This window comes from Micromonospora lupini str. Lupac 08, assembly GCF_000297395.2.
In the GTDB taxonomy this organism is placed as follows: Bacteria; Actinomycetota; Actinomycetes; order Mycobacteriales; family Micromonosporaceae; genus Micromonospora; species Micromonospora lupini.
Genome location: NZ_HF570108.1, coordinates 5,486,006 through 5,504,987 on the forward strand (window position 1 = coordinate 5,486,006; position 18,982 = coordinate 5,504,987).

General features: G+C 73.9%; 15 protein-coding genes. 7 read left to right on the forward strand and 8 right to left on the reverse strand.

Annotated features, from left to right (window positions below; genetic code table 11):
• Positions 1-61 precede the first annotated feature (61 nt).
• A complete protein-coding gene (gene mptB, locus MILUP08_RS25995; RefSeq protein ID WP_193376581.1) occupies positions 62-1,462 on the reverse strand; it encodes a polyprenol phosphomannose-dependent alpha 1,6 mannosyltransferase MptB in 1,401 nt (466 codons plus the stop codon).
• 44 nt (positions 1,463-1,506) lie between these two features.
• Here mptB and MILUP08_RS26000 point away from each other — a divergent pair, with 44 nt between their 5' ends.
• Positions 1,507-3,105, forward strand: coding sequence for a hypothetical protein (locus tag MILUP08_RS26000; protein ID WP_007463300.1), 1,599 nt, complete (start codon positions 1,507-1,509; stop codon positions 3,103-3,105).
• Positions 3,106-3,111: 6 nt separating this feature from the next.
• On the opposite strand, the gene MILUP08_RS26005 is transcribed toward MILUP08_RS26000, so the two are convergent.
• Both MILUP08_RS26005 and MILUP08_RS26010 read right to left on the reverse strand, forming a co-directional pair.
• Positions 3,112-6,333 carry a bifunctional [glutamine synthetase] adenylyltransferase/[glutamine synthetase]-adenylyl-L-tyrosine phosphorylase gene (locus tag MILUP08_RS26005; RefSeq protein ID WP_007463302.1) on the reverse strand — a complete coding sequence of 1,074 codons (3,222 nt, stop codon included), beginning with the start codon at positions 6,331-6,333 and terminating at the stop codon, positions 3,112-3,114.
• Positions 6,333-7,100, reverse strand: a complete 768-nt coding sequence (locus tag MILUP08_RS26010) for a type 1 glutamine amidotransferase (protein ID WP_007463304.1) — start codon at positions 7,098-7,100, stop codon at positions 6,333-6,335. The genes MILUP08_RS26005 and MILUP08_RS26010 overlap by 1 nt, the downstream gene beginning before the upstream one ends.
• A 350-nt stretch (positions 7,101-7,450) precedes the next feature.
• Here MILUP08_RS26010 and MILUP08_RS26015 point away from each other — a divergent pair, with 350 nt between their 5' ends.
• Positions 7,451-8,386 carry a S66 peptidase family protein gene (locus tag MILUP08_RS26015; RefSeq protein ID WP_007463306.1) on the forward strand — a complete coding sequence of 312 codons (936 nt, stop codon included), beginning with the start codon at positions 7,451-7,453 and terminating at the stop codon, positions 8,384-8,386.
• A gap of 113 nt (positions 8,387-8,499) precedes the next feature.
• Here MILUP08_RS26015 and MILUP08_RS26020 read toward each other — a convergent pair whose 3' ends face one another.
• On the reverse strand, positions 8,500-9,390 hold the full coding sequence (locus tag MILUP08_RS26020) for a Vgb family protein (protein WP_007463308.1): 891 nt from the start codon (positions 9,388-9,390) through the stop codon (positions 8,500-8,502).
• Between the two features lie 307 nt (positions 9,391-9,697).
• Here MILUP08_RS26020 and MILUP08_RS26025 point away from each other — a divergent pair, with 307 nt between their 5' ends.
• Positions 9,698-10,156 (forward strand): hypothetical protein, encoded by a 459-nt coding sequence (locus tag MILUP08_RS26025; protein ID WP_007463309.1) that lies wholly within the window; start codon positions 9,698-9,700, stop codon positions 10,154-10,156.
• A gap of 553 nt (positions 10,157-10,709) precedes the next feature.
• Here MILUP08_RS26025 and MILUP08_RS26030 read toward each other — a convergent pair.
• The 4 genes from MILUP08_RS26030 to glnA all read right to left on the reverse strand — a co-directional run bounded on the left by MILUP08_RS26030 (position 10,710) and on the right by glnA (position 13,952).
• Positions 10,710-11,087, reverse strand: coding sequence for a VOC family protein (locus MILUP08_RS26030; RefSeq protein WP_007463312.1), 378 nt, complete (start codon positions 11,085-11,087; stop codon positions 10,710-10,712).
• 127 nt (positions 11,088-11,214) lie between these two features.
• Positions 11,215-12,051: a helix-turn-helix transcriptional regulator gene (locus MILUP08_RS26035; RefSeq protein WP_237747192.1), complete on the reverse strand. Its 837-nt coding sequence runs from the start codon at positions 12,049-12,051 to the stop codon at positions 11,215-11,217.
• A 38-nt stretch (positions 12,052-12,089) separates the two neighbouring features.
• A complete protein-coding gene (locus MILUP08_RS26040; protein WP_007463315.1) occupies positions 12,090-12,515 on the reverse strand; it encodes a DUF350 domain-containing protein in 426 nt (141 codons plus the stop codon).
• Between the two features lie 87 nt (positions 12,516-12,602).
• Positions 12,603-13,952, reverse strand: coding sequence for a type I glutamate--ammonia ligase (glnA, locus tag MILUP08_RS26045; protein WP_007463316.1), 1,350 nt, complete (start codon positions 13,950-13,952; stop codon positions 12,603-12,605).
• A 239-nt stretch (positions 13,953-14,191) separates the two neighbouring features.
• Here glnA and MILUP08_RS26050 point away from each other — a divergent pair, with 239 nt between their 5' ends.
• From MILUP08_RS26050 to MILUP08_RS37475, 4 genes are all read left to right on the forward strand, one after another.
• The gene (locus tag MILUP08_RS26050; protein ID WP_007463318.1) at positions 14,192-15,949 is read left to right on the forward strand and encodes an NAD+ synthase; all 1,758 of its coding nucleotides are present in this window, start codon (positions 14,192-14,194) and stop codon (positions 15,947-15,949) included.
• Between the two features lie 154 nt (positions 15,950-16,103).
• Entirely contained in the window at positions 16,104-16,949 is an 846-nt protein-coding gene (gene panB, locus MILUP08_RS26055; protein ID WP_007463321.1) for a 3-methyl-2-oxobutanoate hydroxymethyltransferase, read from the forward strand.
• Positions 16,950-17,373: 424 nt separating this feature from the next.
• Positions 17,374-18,624: an HNH endonuclease signature motif containing protein gene (locus MILUP08_RS26065; RefSeq protein ID WP_007463325.1), complete on the forward strand. Its 1,251-nt coding sequence runs from the start codon at positions 17,374-17,376 to the stop codon at positions 18,622-18,624.
• Positions 18,621-18,947 (forward strand): Imm32 family immunity protein, encoded by a 327-nt coding sequence (locus MILUP08_RS37475; protein WP_007463327.1) that lies wholly within the window; start codon positions 18,621-18,623, stop codon positions 18,945-18,947. The genes MILUP08_RS26065 and MILUP08_RS37475 overlap by 4 nt, the downstream gene beginning before the upstream one ends.
• The last annotated feature ends 35 nt before the right edge of the window (positions 18,948-18,982 follow it).

Consider the following 18,982-nt stretch of genomic DNA (forward strand, 5'->3'; position numbering starts at 1 on the left):
GCGGCCGGCGGGCCGGGAGGCGGCGGCGGCGCGCCGGGAGCGGTCACCGGCGCACCTTCCCTCAGTCGGCGGCGACCGGTTGACGTGCCGCCCGAGCCGACCGTACCAACCGGATGACCAGCACGATCACCAACAGCGTCATCAGCGGCGCACCGACCGACTTGGTGAACCGGGGCAGCCCGGTGCCGTCCGGCAGCACCAGGAACGAGGCGACCAGGGCCACCACGGTGAACCAGCCGGTCCGCCGGGCGGTGGCCGCGAGCACCGTGAGGGGCCAGATCCAGTACCAGGGGTGGAACAGCGGCGCGAGGGCGACAGTGGCGGCCAGCGCCAGGGCGCCGTGCCACAGCGGCTCCCGGGTGCGAGCCCGCCACCAGAGCCAGACCAGCAGCAGCGCCAGCACCGCCACGCCGATCCCCCGGGTGACCGGCAGCGCGTCGACGTGCGCGCCGAACGGCACCGCCAGGTAGCCGACGGTCTGGCCGACAGCCGTGGACGGCGACGTCCAGGCGATCACGTCACTGCCGCTGGCCAGCCCGGCGACCCAGCCGAAGTCCAGTCCGGCGGCGAAGGTCACCCCGACCACGACCGCGACCGCGCCGCCGACCACCCAGCCGCCGTGCCGGATCAGCGCGCGGATCGAGTACCCGCCGACGATCGCGGTCAGCGCCGCGAAGGGCACCACGACGAGCGCCGTCACCTTGATCGCGGCGGCCAGGCCGAGCAGCGCGCCACCGGCGAGCAGCGGACCGGGGCGGCCGGGCCGGGAGGCGATCACCGCCAGCCCGGCGACAAGCAGGCCGACCATCAGCGCGTCGTTGTGCGCGCCACCCACCAGGTGCACGGCGACCAGCGGGCAGGCGAGCGTCAGCCAGACCGCCCGACCGGCCGGTACGCCGGCTCGCCGGGCCAGCACCGGCAGGCTGACCGCGGTCAGCGCCACCCCCGCCACGGCGATCAGCCGGAACGCCACGATCGCGCCGGTCAGGGAGCCGGTGGCCTTGACGACCGCGCCGGAGAGCACCACGAACAGCGGCCCGTACGGTGCCGGTGTGTCGCGCCAGATGTAGGAGATGGTGTCCAGCCAGGGGCAGGGCAGCGCCGATACGCCCTGCTCGTACGGGTTGATCCCGGCGGCGTAGCTGGCGCCCTGGCAGGCGTACGCGTAGACGTCGCGGCTGGCCAGCGGCGGCGCGATCAGCACCGGCAGCAGCCACAGCCCGACGGTGACAAGCGCCCAGCGGGTCGACGGCACGTTGTCGCGCAGCGACCACCAGGCGTACGCCAGCAGCGCGGTGCCGACCAGCCAGGCGGCGAGGACCAGTGGCCCGTTCGGGCCCTGCCAGATGCTGACCGGGGTGGCTCGCAGGGGTGACCCGGGAAGGGCGCCGCCGAGGAACGCGGCGACGGCGAGCAACGCCGATCCGACCAGTCCGGTCCAGCGCGCGAGGTGGTGAGGCACGCCGGACATGCTGCCAGTACGGTTGTCGCGGTACGGAGGTGGGCATGCGGCGCAGTCGGGTGGTGGCGGTGGCCACCGGTTCCGCAGTCGTGCTCGGCGCGCTCTGGCTGGCCCTGCCACTGATGGGCTCGGACCTCGCCGCGCAGGTAGCCCGTTCGGACTTCTTCGCCGCCCATGGCCCGACCCCGATCGATCTGCGCTGGTACGGCGGGGTGCAGCAGTTCGGCTACAGCCTGGTGTCCCAGCCGGTGATGGCCCTGCTCGGCGTGCGGGTGACAGGTGCGCTGGCCCTGGTGGCGTCGGCCGCCGCGCTCGCCGCGCTGCTGGTCCGCAGCCCGGTGCCCCGACCACTGCTGGGCAGTCTGGTCGGCGTGGTCACGCTTGCCGGAAACCTGGTCTCCGGCCGGGTGACGTACGCCCTGGGGGTGGCGTTCGGGCTGGCCGCGCTGCTCGCGCTCACGCTCGGCCGCCCGACCAGGGTGCCGCGGCTCGGACTCGCCGCGGCCTGTGCGCTGCTGGCCTCGGCGACGAGCCCGGTGGCGGGCCTGTTCGTCGGCCTGGTGGGTGTGGCGCTGCTGCTCACCCGCCGCTACGCCGACGGTCTGGCGCTCGGTGTCGCGGCGGCCGTGCCCCTCGCCACGACCGCGCTGCTCTTCGGCGACGGCGGCTGGATGAACATCAGCCGCACCGACACCCTGCGCGCGGTGGTGACCAGCCTGGTGGTGGCGGCGCTGGTGGCGTACCGGCCGGTGCGGTTCGGCGCGCTCCTCGCCGCCGCCGGGGTGCTCGCCGCCGCGGCGGTGCACACCCCCGTCGGGTTGAACGCGACGAGGCTGGCGACGATGTTCGCGCTGCCGGTCCTCGCTGCCGCCGCCCGGCCGCCGACCTGGCTCTCCGCCCGCCTGGCCCGCCGCTCGGGCTCCGGCGGCGCGCCGACCCGCCGCGCCCGGCTGCTGGGCGCGGTGGCCCTGGCCGCGCTGCTGGTGGCCGTCTGCGGGTGGCAGCCGCCGGTGGTCCCCGCCGACCTGCGCGGCATCGGCGACCCGACAAGCGCGCCCGGCTACCACGCGCCGCTGCGCGCGTTCCTGGCCGGGCAGCGGCTCACCGGCCGGGTCGAGGTGCCGCCGACGCGCAACTACTGGGAGGCGGCCCGCCTCGGCGAGGTGCCGCTGGCCCGGGGCTGGCTGCGGCAGGCCGACATCGACCGCAACCCGCTGTTCTTCACCACGGTTCCCGGCGCGGCGGGCACCGGCGTGCCGCTGACCCCGGCCAGCTACCGGGCGTGGCTGGCGGAGAACGCCGTGCAGTACGTGGCGGTGCCGGACGCCCCGCTGTCCTGGGTGGGGCGGGCCGAGGCGGAGCTGGTCGAGGGCGGCCTGCCGTACCTCACGCCCGCCTGGACCGGCGCGCACTGGCGGGTCTGGGCGGTGGCCGACCCGACGCCGCTGATCGCCGCGCCCGCCGAACTGGTCCGCGCCGACGGCGCGGCACTCACCTTCCGGGCACCGACCGCCGGCCCGGTCGCGGTCCGCGTCCGGCACAGCCGCTGGCTGACCGCGTCCGGCGGCGCCACCGTCTCCGCCGACGGCGACTGGACCAGCGTCACCGTCCCCCACGCCGGCGAGTACACCGTCGGCAGTTGACGGGCGCTACGCCTCCAGGACCCGCTGGGCGGCGGCGCGGGAGCGCCGGCCGGTGCGCAGGTACTCGTCGAGGAACTCCCCCGGGTCGTCGCGCCCGAGCAGCCGGACCACCCCGGCCAGCTCCACACCGTGTCGGGGAAGCTGATCGCCGACGCGGCCGCGGACCAGCATCAACGCGTTGCGGACCTGAGCGGCCAAACTCCATCCGGCGGCCATCTCGGCGGCGTCCGCCGGGTCGATCAGGCCGGCCCGCTCTGCCGCCGCGAGGGCATCGAGGGTACGCGTGCCGCGCAGCGCCGGGACCGCGCCCGCGTGCCGGAGCTGGACGAGCTGGACCGCCCACTCCACGTCGGCCAACCCGCCCCGGCCCAGCTTGGTGTGGGTGGCCGGGTCGGCGCCGCGCGGCAGCCGCTCGGTCTCCACCCGGGCCTTGATCCGGCGGATCTCCACGACCTGCTCGCGGGTCAGCCCGTCCGCCGGGTAGCGCACCGGCTCGATCATCGCCTCGAACTCGGCGCCCAGGTCGGCGTCGCCGCAGACGAACCGGGCGCGCAGCAGCGCCTGCGCCTCCCACACCCGCGACCAGCGGGCGTAGTACTGCGCGTACGCCGCGAGGCTGCGCACCAGCGGACCCTGCCGGCCCTCGGGACGCAGGTCGGCGTCGACGCCGAGCGGCGGGTCGGGGGCGGGCACCCCGAGCAGTCGGCGCAGCTCCTCGGCGATCGCGTGTGCGGCGGCGCTGGCGGCGCTCTCGCTGGCCCCGGCGGGCGGGTCGTAGACGAAGAGCACGTCGGCGTCGGAGAGGTAGTTCGACTCGTACCCGCCCAGCCGGCCCATCCCGATCACCGCGAACCGCAGCCCCTCCGGGGCCGGCTGGCTGGCCCGGGCGGCGCGCAGCGCGGCGGCGAGAGTGGCGTCGGTGACGTCGGAGAGCGCCGTACCGACCTCGGTGATGTCGGCCAGGCCGACGGCCGGCCGGGTCGTGCCGTCCGGTCGCGTCGGGGTGGGGGCGAGCGCGCCCGCGCGGCAGAGCAGGTCGGCGCACGCCACCCGGACCAGTTCCCGGCGGCGCAGCGCCCGCACCGCGCGGGTCGCCTCGACCGGGTCGGTGTGTCGGGCCGCCGCCGCCAGGAAGCCCTCCCGGAGGATCTCGCGGGGGCGCGGCGCCAGCTCGTTCTCCTCGGCCAGCAGCCGCAGCGCCTCCGGATCCCGGGCCAGCAGGTCGGCGACGTACCGGGAGAGGGCCAGGACCCGGGCCAGCCGCCGGGCGACGGGACCGCCGTCGCGCAGCAACCGCAGGTACCAGGGGGTGCTGCCCAGCTTGTCGGAGACCTTGCGGTAGTTGAGCAGCCCCCGGTCCGGCTCCGGCGCGTCGGCGAACTCGCTCAGCAGCACCGGCAGCAGGGTCCGCTGGATGGCCGCGGTGCGGCTCACCCCGCCGGTGAGGGCCTGGAGGTGACGCAGCGCCCCCGCCGGGTCGGCGAACCCGAGGATCTCCAACCGGTGCCGGGCGGCCTCCGGCGTGAGCCGCAACCCGTCGGCCGGCACCCGGGCCACCGACTCCAACAGCGGCCGGTAGAGCAGCTTGGCGTGCAGCCGGCGTACCTCGGTGGCGTGGGTGACCCACTCGGCCCGGAAGCTCTCCACGGCGCTGCGCCCCGGGGTGGCCGTGAAACCCAGCGCGGCGGCCAGCCAGCGCAGCGCGGACGGCTCGGTGGGCACGGTGTGCGTACGCCGCAGGGCCTGCAACTGGAGCCGGTGCTCGACGCCGCGCAGGAAGCGGTAACCGCGCAGCAGCGACTCACCGTCGGCGCGACCGACGTAGCCGCCGGCGACAAGCGCGCGCAGCGCCGGGATCGTGCCCGGGGCCCGCAGCGTCTCGTCGCCGCGGCCGTGTACGAGTTGCAGGAGCTGGACGGCGAACTCGATGTCGCGCAGTCCGCCGGGACCACGCTTGATCTCGCGTTCCAGCTCCTTCGGCGGGACGTTGTCGATGATCCGGCGGCGCATCGCGCGGACGTCCTCGACCGCCTCGGGTCGTTCGGCGGCCCGCCACACCAGCGGAGCGAGCTGGTCGATCCACTCCTGGGCCAGCGGCAGGTCCCCGGCGGCCGGACGCGCCTTGAGCAGCGCCTGGAACTCCCACGTACGCGCCCACCGCCGGTAGTAGGCCAGGTGGCTGGCGAGGGTACGCACCAGCGGGCCCCGGTTGCCCTCGGGCCGCAGCGCGGCGTCCACCGGCCAGGCGACCAGCCCGCAGATGTTGATCAGCCGGGCCGCCACAAGCGTCGCGGCGGGCAGGTCACCGTCCTCGGCCGCCACGAAGATCACGTCCACGTCGGAGACGTAGTTCAGTTCACCGCCGCCGCACTTGCCCATCGCCACCACGGCCAGCCGGGGTCGCTCGGTGCCCTCCGCCAGCTCGTCGACGGCGATCTCGTACGCCGCGGCAAGCGTCGCGTCGGCGAGCGCCGACAGCGCCGCCATGGTCTGCTCCAGGGCACGGCCGCCGGTGAGGTCGGCCGCCGCGATCCGCAGCAACGCCAGCCGGTACGCGGTCCGCAGCACCGCCACGGGGTTGCCGTCGCCGGCCGGTTCCAGTCGACCCTCGGCGATCGGCGCGAGCCCGTCCGACGCGGTGCGCAGCGCCAGGCAGTGCTCCGGATTCGCCACCAGATGATCACCGAGCGCCGACGACGCGCCGAGGACGGCGATCAGCCGACGCCGCAGCCCGGGGTCGGCATGCAGCTCCGCGATCAGCGGGGAGCCGCCGGTCGTGCCAGCCGTCGTGCCGGCGGGCTTGCCGCCGGTCGTGCCGGGTGCGGTGCCGGCGGTCTTGCCGCCGGTCGTACCGGGTGCGGTGCCGCTTGTCGTGGCGGCGGTCGTACCGGGTGCGGTGCCGCTTGTCGTGGCGGCGGTCGTGGCGGCGCTCGTGCCGCCGCCGCTCGTGCCGCCGGTCGTGCTGGCTGCGGTGCCGGTGGCGCGGGCGCGGCGTTCGGCCTCGACGACGCGGTGCAGTTGGCGTAGCGCCAGATCCGGGTCGGCGGCCCGGGACAGCGCGGCGAGCAGCTCCGCGGCCGTCTCTTCGACCGGCTCCTGCTCGACCGGCCGCCAGAGGCCCAGCCCGTCCGGGCCGAGCAGGTCGGCGGCGCGGGCGCCGCCGTCGCCGTCGGCGACGCCGAAGCCGTAGCGGGCGAGCCGGCCCGGCGCCCTCGTCGGCCGACTCATCAGTGCCCGAGCAGCGGCAGGCCGCGCCTCGTCGTGCTGTCGTCCAGCTCGCCGAGGGCCAGTGCCGCGAACCGGGCGGCGAACGGCTGCCAGACCTCCTCGACGTCGACCATCACCGCGTCGCAGGCAGCCACGACCAGCTCCGGGTCGTAGCCCAGCTCGGCGAGCTGCGCCGAGTCGGTGGCCCAGTCGGCGATCATCGCGGTGTCGCACTCGATGTGGAACTGCAGCCCCCAGGCCCGGTCGCCGAGCCGGAACGCCTGGTGCGGGTACCGGGTGGAGGCCGCCAGCAGGGTGGCGCCCCGGGGCAGCTCGGTGATCTCGTCGGAGTGCCACTGGAGCACGTCCGGGATCAGCGGCACGTACCGGAACAGCGTGTCGCCCTCGGCGGCGTCGCGCCGACCGACCACGCCCGGCCCGATCTCCGGCCCGGACGGGCTCCGCTCGACCAGCCCGGCGTGCGCGGTGGCGAGCAACTGCGCGCCCAGGCAGACGGCAAGGGTGGGCACCCGGTACCGGACGGCCTTGCGCAGCAGCCCCTCCACTGCCGGGAACCACGGTGCGCCGGGCGAGCCGTCCGGCAGCGGGTACGCCTGCTGGTCGCCGCCGAGCACCACAAGCGCCGCGTACCCCTCCAGGTCGGCGGGGAGTTCGTCACCGGCGTGCGGGCGGACCACCCACAGCTCCAGCCCAGCCTCGGTCAGCCACTCACCCAACCGGCGTGCGTCGTCGGTCGGGTCGTTCTCGATCACCAGCGCGGTTGCCACGCGTCGAGGCTAGCCGGTACGTCCCACAGCGCCACGCCCCGCCACGGTCCACGCCACTCGGCCGCTTCCCGCCCGTACGCCGAGGGTTCGACACCGACGGGTTCGCCGACGGTCCCGGCCGACGGGCGCGTCGGCGTTCGCGGCCGGTGCGTGCACCGACGGTCGCGGCCGATGGGCGCGTCGGCGTTCGCGGCCGGTGCGTGCACCGACGGTCCCGGCCGACGGGCGCGTCGGCGTTCGCGGCCGGTGCGTGCACCGACGGTCGCGGCCGATGGGCGCGTCGGCGTTCGCGGCCGGACCGTGTGCCGGCGTCGACGGCCGGCGTTCGGGGATCGTTAGGCTCTGCGTTTGTGATCAGCGAGGATTCCGCAGTCGTCCGCCCGCCCGTCCTGCGCCCCGGCGACACGGTGCTGCTGGTGTCACCGTCCGGGCCGACCTCGCCGGAGCGGGTCGCCCGGGGGATGGAGTTGCTCACCGGGTGGGGCCTGCGGCCGGTACCGGCGCCGAACGCGTACGCCCGCCACGGCTACCTCGCCGGCACCGACGACCTGCGGGCCGCCGACCTGAACGCGGCGTTCGCCGACCCGCAGGTACGCGGCGTGATCTGCACCCGGGGCGGGTACGGCGCCCAGCGGATCGTGGACGCCATCGACATGGCCGCCGTCCGCCGCGACCCGAAGGTGGTGGCCGGCTTCTCGGACATCACCGCGTTGCAGCTCGCCCTGTGGCGGGGCGCCCGACTGGCCGGTGTGCACGGCCCGGGGGCTGCCTGGCGGGACGAGCGGACATCCCTGCGCTCCGCCGAGTCCCTGCACGCGGCGCTGATGACCACCGAGCCGGTGACCGTCGAGGCGGTGCCCACCGAGGAGACCTTCGGCGTACGCGTGCCGGGTCGCGCCACCGGCACCCTGCTGGGCGGCAACCTGTGCCTGATCGCCGCGTCGATCGGCACGCCGGACCTGCCCGACCTGACCGGTGCGGTGCTGTTGATCGAGGACGTGCAGGAGCCGCCGTACAAGGTCGACCGGATGCTCACCCACCTGCGCCGGGTCGGCGCGTTGGACGGGCTGGCTGGGGTGGCGGTCGGGCAGTTCACCGACTGCGGCGACGGCTGGGAGACCACGATCGTCGACGTGCTCACCGAACGCCTCGGCGACCTGGGCGTGCCGATCCTCGGCGGCCTCCCCATCGGCCACGGCCCCGACCAGCTGACGGTCCCGGTAGGCACGACCGCAACCCTGGACACCACCACGAACACCCTGCAGGTGACCCCCGCAGTCCGCTGACCCCCTCCCTCCCCCCTTTGCCCCGGTGATCAAGAGGTCTGGGTCATTTCCGGGCCGGATCGTGACGCGAACCTCTTGATCACGGGGCCCGCCTCGGATGCCTGGGCTGCGGGTCAGGCGGTGGGGTTCGGGATCAGGTGGGCTACCGCGCCGATCTCCAGTGCTGCCCAGACTCCGTCGGGGGTTTTGGTTATGCCGTGCGGTTCCGCGTGGGCGGTGGGCAGGTCGTAGCTCTCGATCCGACCGGTGGCATCGATGTGGCCGATCCGGTTGGCGCCCCACTCGGTGAACCAGGCGCCACCCGCCGGGTCGGCCACGATCGCGTGGGGACGGGCGGCACGGTCCGGTAGCGGCACCTCGACGAGCACGCCGTCCGGATCGATCCGGCCGAGCTGACCGGCCGCGATCTCCACGAACCACACGGTCCCGTCCGCGCCGAGAGTAATGCCGACCGGCCCGGCGTCCGCGGTGGGCAGGGGATGCAGTTTCACGTGGCCGTCGAGGTCGATCCGGCCGATCGCGTTCGCCCGGTTGAGGGTGAACCAGAGCGCATCGTCCGCGCCAGCGGTGATCATCGAGGCGAACCCGCCGGTCACCGGCAGCGGAAATGTGGTGACCGTACCGTCGGTGTCCACCCGGCCGATCGCGTCGGAGGTCATCCCGGCGTACCAGAGCGCGCCATCGGGCCCGGCCGCGATGCCGCCCGGCCCGGTCCCGGCCGTTAGTGCGATGGTGCGCTGCTCGCCGTCGACGGTGAGCCGCCCGATCCGGTCGTCCCCGGAGCGGGTGAACCAGAGCGCGCCGTCCGGCCCCGTCGTGATGATCAGAGGGCGGCCGCCGGCCGGCTCCAGCGGGTAGGTCCGGACCTCACCGTCGGGCCCCAGACGGGCGATGCCGCCGGCCTGGACCAGCGTCAGCCACAACGCGCCGTCGGGCCCAACCGTGATGCCGTACGGCCCGGTGTCCGGCCCGACGAGCGGAATCTCCCGAATCTCGACGGTCATCTCGCGTGTCCCTCCGTTGGCGACCACCAACCCTGACCGCCCGCCAACGACGACACAACCGATTTCACCAAGCGCCGGTCCCGGCCGTCAGCCCACCGCCAGACAGTCAGCCCCGCCGCCCGAGCGTCAGCCCCGCCAGCTCGACCGGCGGCCCGCCGCCCGGCGTCCGGCCGTCAGCCCGGCCGCTCGGCTGTCGGCCCGCCGTCCGATTGTCAGCTCGCTGACAGGGTCGCCACGGGTCGCGCCCAGGATCGCCGGTCACTGTCGGTGACGACATTGCCGCATCATCAACCTTCTGGAGGACCGCATGTCCCGCACCATCCGTAGGAAGCACCTGCTGGTCGGCCTGGCCACCGCAGGCGTCCTCGGCGTGGGGATCGCCGCCCCGACGATCGCGTTCGCCGCGGACACTCCGACGCCCGCCCCGAGCGCCAGCACCGCCTCCGCGCCCGGAGCGAAGGCCGACCGGCAGGGTGAGTTCGCCGAGGCGCTCGCCAAGGAGTTGGGTGTCCCCACCGACAAGGTGACGGCCGCACTGGAGAAGGTCCGCGAGCAGCATCGGCCCGCAGATCGGCCGGCGCGCCCGTCCGCCGAGGACCGGCAGGCCGCGCTCAAGGAGCGGCTGGACCAGGCTGTCAAGGACGGCAAGCTCACCCAGGAGCAGGCCGACGCCATCACCAAGGCCGTCGAGGCCGGCGTCTTCCCCGGCCCGGGCGGCCACCGCGGGCCCGGCGCCCACCACGGCGAAGGCACACCCGCCAAGTAATCCAGACGGCCCGACCCCGGCCGGCAGGCCAGCCGGGGTCGGGCCCGACAGGCCAGTCGGGGCCAGCACAGGCCAGCCGGGCAAGCACAGGCCAGCCGGGGCCCGCCTTGATAGGCGCCGGCTGGCCTTCTCCGCCCTGGCCGGCCCCGGTATGCCCCGGCCGGCCTGTCCGCCCTGTCGGGCCGGGGGCCGACCCCGGCCTGTCGCGGCTTGATCCCCCGATTTCCGTGAAGTCGGGGTATCCGACCCACTTGATCCACTCGAGTTCCATGAAGTCGCGGTATCCCATGCACTCGGACACCGCGACTTCATGGAAACCGAGTCGATCATCGGCCCGGGGCGTGGCGGCCAGGCGGGCTCGGTCCAGGCACCGGGTCGGGTAAGGGCCGGGGACCAGGCCAGACCGGGCCGGGACCAGACCGGGCCGGGCCGGGACCAGACCGGGCCGGGCCGGGACCAGACCGGGCCGGGCCGGGACCAGACCGGGCCAGACCGGGCCGGGACCAGACCGACCATACCGGGCCAGACCCAGACCGGACCGAGCCTGGAGGGGTCAGCCCTGCTCGGGTGGGGGTGCGAACACGCCCAGGTGGTTGCCGGAGGGGTCGAGCAGGTGGACCAACGTGAGCCCGCTCGGGGCGGTCCGCGCCGGCACCAACACCCTGCCGCCGGCTGCCTCGGCTCGTCGGCAGGTCTCCGCGACGTCGGCGACCTCGGCGTAGAAGATCGCGTAGTTCGGGGACGTTCCGTCGGTCGCCCGGATCGCCCCGCCGATCCCGGTGTCACCGCCGGCGCCCGTCACCCGGTAGGACCCGCCGCTACCTCCGCCCTGCTCCTCGAAGGTCCAGCCGAACAGCTCGCCGTAGAAGCGTTCCGCCTCCTCCGGCCGATCGGTGCCGATCTCGAACCAGGTGATGGGCGTCGTGGACACGTACTGCCTCCAGAGTTGCCGGGACGGCGGTTCGCCGTCGTCCAGAGCAGTTTCGGGGCCGTCCGCGACACCGTCCTGTCGGTGTTTCCGGATCACCCGACGGAGATCGGCGCGTGCCTGACCCAGCTCAGACGAGGCTCAGCGGGCGGACGCGTTCGTGGGGGATGTCGAGATCCGTCAGGCGCAGTTCCCGGACCACCACCTCGGGCAGCGCCCGGACGTCCTCGATCCGGTCGGTACGGAAGCAGCGCAGCTCGTCGCGCAGCCGGCACCAGGCGAGCAGATACCAGTGTCGGGGGTTGCCGAGGTAGCCGAGCGGCTCGACGTCGCGCACCGAGTCGATGCCGGCGCGGTCGGCGTACCGGATGCGCAGCACCCGCCGCGCGGTGACCGCGTCGGCGACGGTGGCCGGGACGGGCGTGGCCGGCCCGTCGCCGATCAGGTGCACCCGGCCGGCGAGGCGGTGCGCCTCGGCGGCGTCGGCGGCCGGCAGCACCGCCACCAGCTTGCGCAGCGCGGTGGCGCCCGGCCCGGCGAACGGGGTGCCGGCGAGCCGGTGCAGCGCGACGGCCATCGCCACCGCCTCGGCCGCGGTCAGGTTGACCGGTGGCAGCGTGCGGCTGCGGTCCAGGACGTAGCCGCCGGTGCGGCCGGGCTCGGCCCAGATCGGCACGCCGGCCTCCTGGAGCGCGCCGATGTCCCGCTCGATGGTCCGGCTGCTCACCTCGAAGTGGGTGGCCAGCCAGCGGGCGCTGCGCGGCCGGGGCGACACCGCCCGCAGCTCCTCGACCAGGGCGTAGAGCCGGTCCGTGCGGTTCATGCCCGGCACGCTACGGCCGAGGTACGACGCCCCGCAGCGACCGCCCGAGGCGACGCCCACGAACACCCGCGCAACGAGCACCACGCCCACGAACACCCGCGCAACGAGCGCCACGCCCACGAGCACCCGCGCAAGGAGCACCACGCGCACGAGCACCCGCGCAGCGAGGCGAGCGACCGGCCTCAGGCGATGCAGGCGCAGACGATCAGTGCCGCGCCGAAGTGCGTGGCGGCGCTGACCCGGGCGGCCGGGTGCGGCTCGGGCGAGCAGATGACCTCACCGAGCTTGCCGGGGGTGAGCAGGTCGAGCACGAAGAAGGCCAGCGCCATGATGGCCAGCCCGACCAGCCCGAAGACCACCGTGGAGGCGAGCCCTCGACCGAAGTCGCTGTAGCTGGTCAGGATCGCCGTGAAGACGATCCCGGCGATGCCGAGCTGGTTGGCGGCGAGCAGCAACCCCGCGTTGGCGTTGCGCTCGACCCAGATCAGCTCCCGCAACCGCCCCGGGGTCAGCAGGTCGACCAGCCCGAACCCGGCCGCCATGAGCCCGACGCCCACGACACCGAACACGACGCTCTGCCAGGCACCGCTGAGCAGATCCTCCAGCACCGACTGCCTCCCGACTCTCCGCCCGGAGGGGTACCGGCGCGGTGATCGAGACGATAGCGGCAGCGCGCCACCGCGTCAGCCCCGCGACTACAGCGCCAGGTAACGCTGCCGCTCGTACGGGGTGACCTCGCGGCGGTACTGCTCCCACTCGGCCCGCTTGTTACGCAGGAAGAAGTCGAAGACGTGCTCGCCGAGCACCTCGGCGACCAGTTCGGATTCGGCCATCACGTCGATCGCCTCGGCCAGGTTCTCCGGCAGCGCCTCGTACCCCATGGCGCGGCGCTCGGCGCTGCTCAGCGACCAGACGTCGTCCTCTGCGCCCGGCGGCAGCTCGTAGCCCTCCTCGATGCCCTTCAGGCCGGCGCCGAGCAGCACGGCGAAGGCGAGGTACGGGTTGGTCGCCGAGTCCAGCGAACGGACCTCGACCCGGGCGGAGTTGGGCTTGCCGTACGCCGGGACGCGGACCAGCGCGGACCGGTTCAGGTGACCCCAGCAGACGTACGCGGGGCTCTCGGTGATCCGGTCCGGCAGGGCCTGCGGGAAGAGCCGCTTGTACGAGTTGACCCACTGGTTGGTGACCGCCGTGTACTCCCGGGCGTGCACCAGGAGGCCGGCGATGAAGGACTTCGCCACCTTGGAGAGCTTCATCGGGTCGCCACCGTCGTGGAAGGCGTTGCGCTCGCCCTCGAACAGCGACAGGTGGGTGTGCATGCCGCTGCCCGGCTGGTCGGTGAACGGCTTCGGCATGAAGCTGGCCTGCACGCCTGTGGAGAGTGCGACCTCCTTCACCACGTGGCGGAAGGTCATGATGTTGTCGGCGGTGGTCAGCGCGTCGGCGTAGCGCAGGTCGATCTCCTGCTGGCCGGGCGCGACCTCGTGGTGGCTGAACTCCACGGAGATGCCGATCCGCTCCAGCGCCAGCACGCCCTGGCGGCGGAAGTCGCGGGCCACCGCGTGGGTGGTGTGCTCGAAGTAGCCGCCGGTGTCGACCGGGGTGGGCACCGAGCCGTCCTGCGGGCCGTTCTCCAGCAGGAAGAACTCGATCTCGGGGTGCGTGTAGAAGGTGAAGCCCTTCTCGGCCGCCTTGGACAGCGCGCGGCGCAGCACGTGCCGCGGGTCGGCCCAGGAGGGGCCGCCGTCGGGCAGCAGGATGTCGCAGAACATCCGGGCGCTCTCGCCGCTGACCCCGCCCTCGAACGGGAAGACCTGGAAGGTGGTCGGGTCGGGCATGGCCACCATGTCCGATTCGAAGACCCGGGCGAAGCCTTCGATGGCCGAGCCGTCGAAGCCGATGCCCTCCTCGAAGGCCGCTTCCAGCTCCGCGGGCGCCACCGAGACGCTCTTGAGCGTGCCCAGCACGTCCGTGAACCACAGCCGGACGAACCGGATGTCCCGCTCTTCCAGCGTACGGAGGACGAACTCCTGCTGACGGTCCACTTCCCCAACCCCTCGCGACAACTCTTTTGTCCGCCTTGGTCGGGCTGTACCCGACCTGACCGCCCAGTGTTCCCGGGCCTGGTTACGCAGACGTTACGCGAACCGCCGCCGCCCGTCCCCTCGTGTCCCGCCCGCCGAGCGGTACCGATCCGGCCGGACCGCCGCGCGGCGTCCGAGCGTGGCCGCCATCTCGTCCGACGGTACGGATTGCTCCGGCCCTGCTGGGGCAAGATGAAGGCATGCCCACCCTGCGTCTCGCCCTGTCCCAGGTCAACCCGAGCGTCGGCGACCTCGCCGGCAATGCCGACCTGGTCCGCAGCTGGACCCGCCAGGCCGCCGACGCCGGCGCCCAGCTCGTGCTCTTTCCGGAGATGATGCTGACCGGCTACCCGGTCGAGGACCTGGTCTTCCGACGGTCCTTCGTCGCCGCGTCCCAGGCGGCCGTCCAGCGGCTCGCCGCCGACCTCGCCGAGGACGGTCTCGGTGACCTGCCGGTCGTGGTCGGCTACCTGGACGCCGACGGGCCGCCGCAGGTGAGCGGGGACGCCGAGCCGGGCCGGGGCGCCCGCAACGCCGCCGCGCTGCTGCACCGGGGCACCGTTGTCGCCCGCTACTTCAAGCACCACCTGCCCAACTACGGCGTCTTCGACGAGGACCGCTACTTCGTCTCCGGCGACCGGCTGACAGTGGTGCGGATCGGCGGGGTGGACGTCGCGCTGACCATCTGCGAGGACCTGTGGCAGGCCGGCGGGCCGTTCGCCGCCGCCCGGCAGGCGGGCGTCGGCCTGGTGGTCAACATCAACGGCTCGCCGTACGAGCTGAACAAGGACGACATCCGGCTGCCGCTGGTGCGCCGCCGGGCCGCCGAGGCGGGCGCCGCCATCGCGTACGTCAACATGATCGGCGGGCAGGACGAGCTGGTCTTCGAGGGCGACTCGATGATCGTCACCTCCGAGGGTGAACTGCTCACCCGCGCCCCGCAGTTCGTCGAGCACCTGCTCGTGCACGACGTCGAACTGCCGGCCGCGACCACGGCCCCGGGCAGCCGCAACGTCGCGGACGGCATGCGGGTGGCGCACCACACGCTTGACGTGATCCCGCCCGCGCCGTCCGGCCCGGCCGTCGCCGGCGGGCTGATCGAGCCGGTGGCCGACGAGGCCGAGGTGTGGCACGCGCTGGTGCTCGGCCTGCGTGACTACGTCAACAAGAACCGGTTCGCGTCGGTGGTGCTCGGCCTGTCCGGCGGCATCGACTCGGCGGTGGTGGCCGCCCTCGCCGTCGACGCGCTCGGCCCGGACCGGGTGGTCGGGGTGTCGCTGCCCAGCCAGCACTCCTCCGAGCACTCCCGGGAGGACGCCGCCGACCTGGCCAAGCGCACGGGGCTGGACTACCGCGTCGAGCCGATCCAGCCGATGGTGGACGCCTTCCTGGCCAACCTGTCGCTGTCCGGGATCGCCGTGGAGAACCTCCAGGCCCGCGTACGCGGTGTCATCCTGATGGCGCTGTCGAACCAGGAGGGCCACCTGGTGCTCACCACAGGCAACAAGAGCGAACTGGCGGTCGGCTACTCCACCCTGTACGGCGACTCGGTGGGCGGCTTCAACCCCATCAAGGACGTCTGGAAGACGCTTGTGTGGCGGCTGGCGAAGTGGCGCAACGCGGACGCGGCCCGCCGCGGCGAGACCGCCCCGATCCCGGAGAACTCGATCGGCAAGCCGCCGAGCGCCGAGCTGAGCCCGGGTCAGCTCGACAGCGACTCCCTGCCCGACTACGACGTGCTGGACCCGATCCTGATCGGCTACGTCGACGGCGACCTGGGCCGCGACGGGCTTGTCGAGTCGGGCCACGACCCGGCCGTCGTCGACAAGGTGCTGCGGCTGGTGGATACCGCCGAGTACAAGCGACGCCAGTCGGCGCCCGGCGCGAAGATCTCCATGAAGGCGTTCGGCCGCGACCGTCGTCTGCCGATCACCAACCGGTGGCGCGAGAACGGCTGAGGCCCGTACACCCGGGCCGGGTCACCGAACCCGGCCCGGTACGGCGGTCGTGAGTGACATCTTCCACTGCGCCCTGCCGTCACCCGGTCTTCCGGTGCGACGATCGCGACGGAACCCGGGGACCGCGCAGGCGGCCTCGAGGAAGGAGACAGTCATGACCGAGTCCACTCCGAACGAGGTGACCGCGCTGTACGGCGGACCGGCCACCCGTCGGGTCCGCACCCGCGACCTGATCGCCGCCAAGGAACGCGGCGACCGGTGGCCGATGCTCACCTCGTACGACCAGTACACGGCGGGAATCTTCGACCGGGCCGGCGTGCCGGTGCTGCTGGTCGGCGATTCGGCCGCGAACAACGTGTTCGGCTACGAGACCACCCTTCCGGTCACCACCGACGACCTGCTTCCGCTGGTACGGGCCGTCGTGCGCTCGACGCGGCAGGCCCTCGTCGTCGGTGACCTGCCGTTCGGCTCGTACGAGGAGGGCCCGACCCAGGCGCTGCGCACCGCCGTCCGGTTCATGAAGGAGGGTGGCTGCCACGCGGTGAAGCTGGAGGGTGGCCGCCGCAACGCCGCGCAGATCGCCGCGATCGTCGGGGCCGGCATCCCGGTGATGGCGCACATCGGCTTCACCCCGCAGAGCGAGCACACCCTGGGCGGCTACCGCGTGCAGGGCCGGGGCGACACGGCCGACGAGGTGCTGGCCGACGCGCGGGCGGTGGCCGAGGCCGGGGCGTTCGCTGTGGTGCTGGAGATGGTGCCGGGTGAGGTGGCCAAGCGGATCACCCACGAACTGTCGATCCCCACGGTCGGCATCGGCGCGGGCCCGGACACCGACGCCCAGGTGCTGGTCTGGCAGGACATGGCCGGCCTGCGTACCGGAAAGGCGCCGCGCTTCGTGAAGCGCTACGCCGACCTGGCCGACGTCCTCACCGACGCCACCCGCCGCTTCGCCGACGAGGTCCGCGGCGGCGAGTTCCCGGCAGCCGAGCACACCTTCTAGAGCGGGCCGTGGGCTGCGGGCCGAGGCCGGGTCCGCAGGCTGGGTCCGCAGGCTGGGTCCAGTCCGCGCGCCGCAGGCCAGGTCCGCGCGCCACGGGCCGCAGGCCAGGTCCGCGCGCCACGGGCCGTGATCGTCACGGCCCACGCTCTGAGTGCCGGCGTGGTTGCCCGCTGCCCGATCCGCCGGCCACGCATCGAGCGGCACGACGTGGAGCCGCACAACGTGGAGCCGCACAACGTGGAGCCGCACAACGTGGAGCCGCACAACGTGGAGCCGCACAACGTGGAGCGGCACGCGAGCGGCGGGGTCGGCGACACGGTGTCTCCCGTCACCGGCCGGCCCCGCCACTTGCGGTCTGAAACGCGGGACGGATCAATCGATCCTGGCCGCTGAAAGTGTCGTACAGGTGTTCTAGTCTCGGGTCATGGTGGAGGGGTTGGCGCAGGCAGAGGCCGTGGTCGCGGCCTGCGCCGACACGGCGGTCTGGGCCCTCGGAGCAGATGACCTCATCGCGGCGCTCGACGCCGCGCACCGCGTCGAGCAGCGTCTCGCCGCCGTCAAGCTGGCCCTGATCCGCGAACTCGACGGTCGGGGCACACCCATCGTCCAGGGGGCGTCCTCCACGGCGGTGTGGCTGCGCGAGCGCCTGCACCTCACCGTCCCCGCAGCCCGCCGCCTCGTCGACCTCGCCACCGCCCTCGACGCCGGCAACCCCGGCATACGACAGGCCCTGGCCGACGCCGACATCACCCTCGATCAGGCCCGGGTCATCGCCGACACCGTCACCACGGTCGAGAGCGCCGCCGGCAGCGCGGTCGCGGGCAAGGCCGTCGGCGTGCTCGTCGAGTGGGCCGGGCAGTTCGACCCCACCCTGCTGCGCAGACTCGGCACCCGCATCCTCGACCACATCGCACCCGATATCGCCGACCGAGCCGCCCAGGCCGCCCTCGACGCCGAGGATCGCCGGGCCGCCCGCGACCGCCACGTCACTCTCTCCACCCTCGCCGACGGCCGCCTGCGCCTCACCGGCACCCTCGACAGCGAGACCGCCGGCCTGCTCCGCGCCGCCATCGACCCACTGACCGCGCCCACCGGTCCCGACGACCAACGCTCCCCCGGGCAACGCCGCCACGACGCGCTCGCCGGCCTCTGTCGACTCAGCCTGCGAACCGGTGAGCTGCCCGAGCACGGCGGCGAGCCGGCGCAGCTCGTCGTCACCACCAGCTTCGACGGCCTCGTCCGGCAGATCGGCGCGGGCACGCTCGACAGCGGTTTTGAGCTCGCCCCGGAGACCGTGCGGCGGCTCGCCTGCGACGCCGCCATCCTGCCCGCCGTCCTCGGCAGCGCCGGCCAGACCCTCGACGTGGGCCGGCATCGCCGCCTCATCACCGGGCCTCTGCGTCGTGCGCTGGTCCTGCGCGACCGCGGCTGCGCCTTCCCCGGCTGTGACCGCCCGCCGCGCTGGTGCGACGCCCACCACATCCGACACTGGGCCGACGGCGGCGACACGAGCCTGCGCAACGCGGTGCTGCTCTGCGGGCATCACCACCGGCACGTCCACCGCGGCGAGTGGGCCGTCCGGCTGGGCGGCGACGGTCACCCGGAATTCGTTCCGCCGGCCTGGCTCGACCCCGACCAACTCCCCCGCCGCAACCATTACCACCGGCGGACGTGACCACACCTCGGAATTTGCCACACCCCTGGGCCGCAGAGTGCGCGCACAGATCGAGCAAGCCGGGGCGCCGAGCCTCCGACACGATCGGATACAACCGCCCCGGGAGCGGCACCTACGGTTGCGGGACAAAGCTCGACTACTACTCCGCCGCCGAAGGCGTCGACATCACGAGTGACCGGGCAGCCGACCAGCTACGCGACACAGCAACCATGCACGACGGCGGCCACGTTCACCTGGAGTACGTCAAGGGCCACCCGTATCTGGCGCCGGGAAGCGTGCCGCTCATCCTCAACAGCCCACGTGGAGGAATGCCTCGACGGTGATCAGGCGAAGGCACGATCAGCATCAAACACGCGTG

Coding starts and splice junctions, on each gene's coding strand:
- MILUP08_RS26000 (WP_007463300.1), top strand. CDS start 1,507: ATGCGGCGCAGTCGGGTGGTGGCGGTGGCCACCGGTTCCGCAGTCGTG.
- MILUP08_RS26005 (WP_007463302.1), bottom strand. CDS start 6,333: ATGAGTCGGCCGACGAGGGCGCCGGGCCGGCTCGCCCGCTACGGCTTC.
- MILUP08_RS26020 (WP_007463308.1), bottom strand. CDS start 9,390: ATGACCGTCGAGATTCGGGAGATTCCGCTCGTCGGGCCGGACACCGGG.
- MILUP08_RS26025 (WP_007463309.1), top strand. CDS start 9,698: ATGTCCCGCACCATCCGTAGGAAGCACCTGCTGGTCGGCCTGGCCACC.
- MILUP08_RS26050 (WP_007463318.1), top strand. CDS start 14,192: ATGCCCACCCTGCGTCTCGCCCTGTCCCAGGTCAACCCGAGCGTCGGC.
- panB (WP_007463321.1), top strand. CDS start 16,104: ATGACCGAGTCCACTCCGAACGAGGTGACCGCGCTGTACGGCGGACCG.
- MILUP08_RS26065 (WP_007463325.1), top strand. CDS start 17,374: ATGGTGGAGGGGTTGGCGCAGGCAGAGGCCGTGGTCGCGGCCTGCGCC.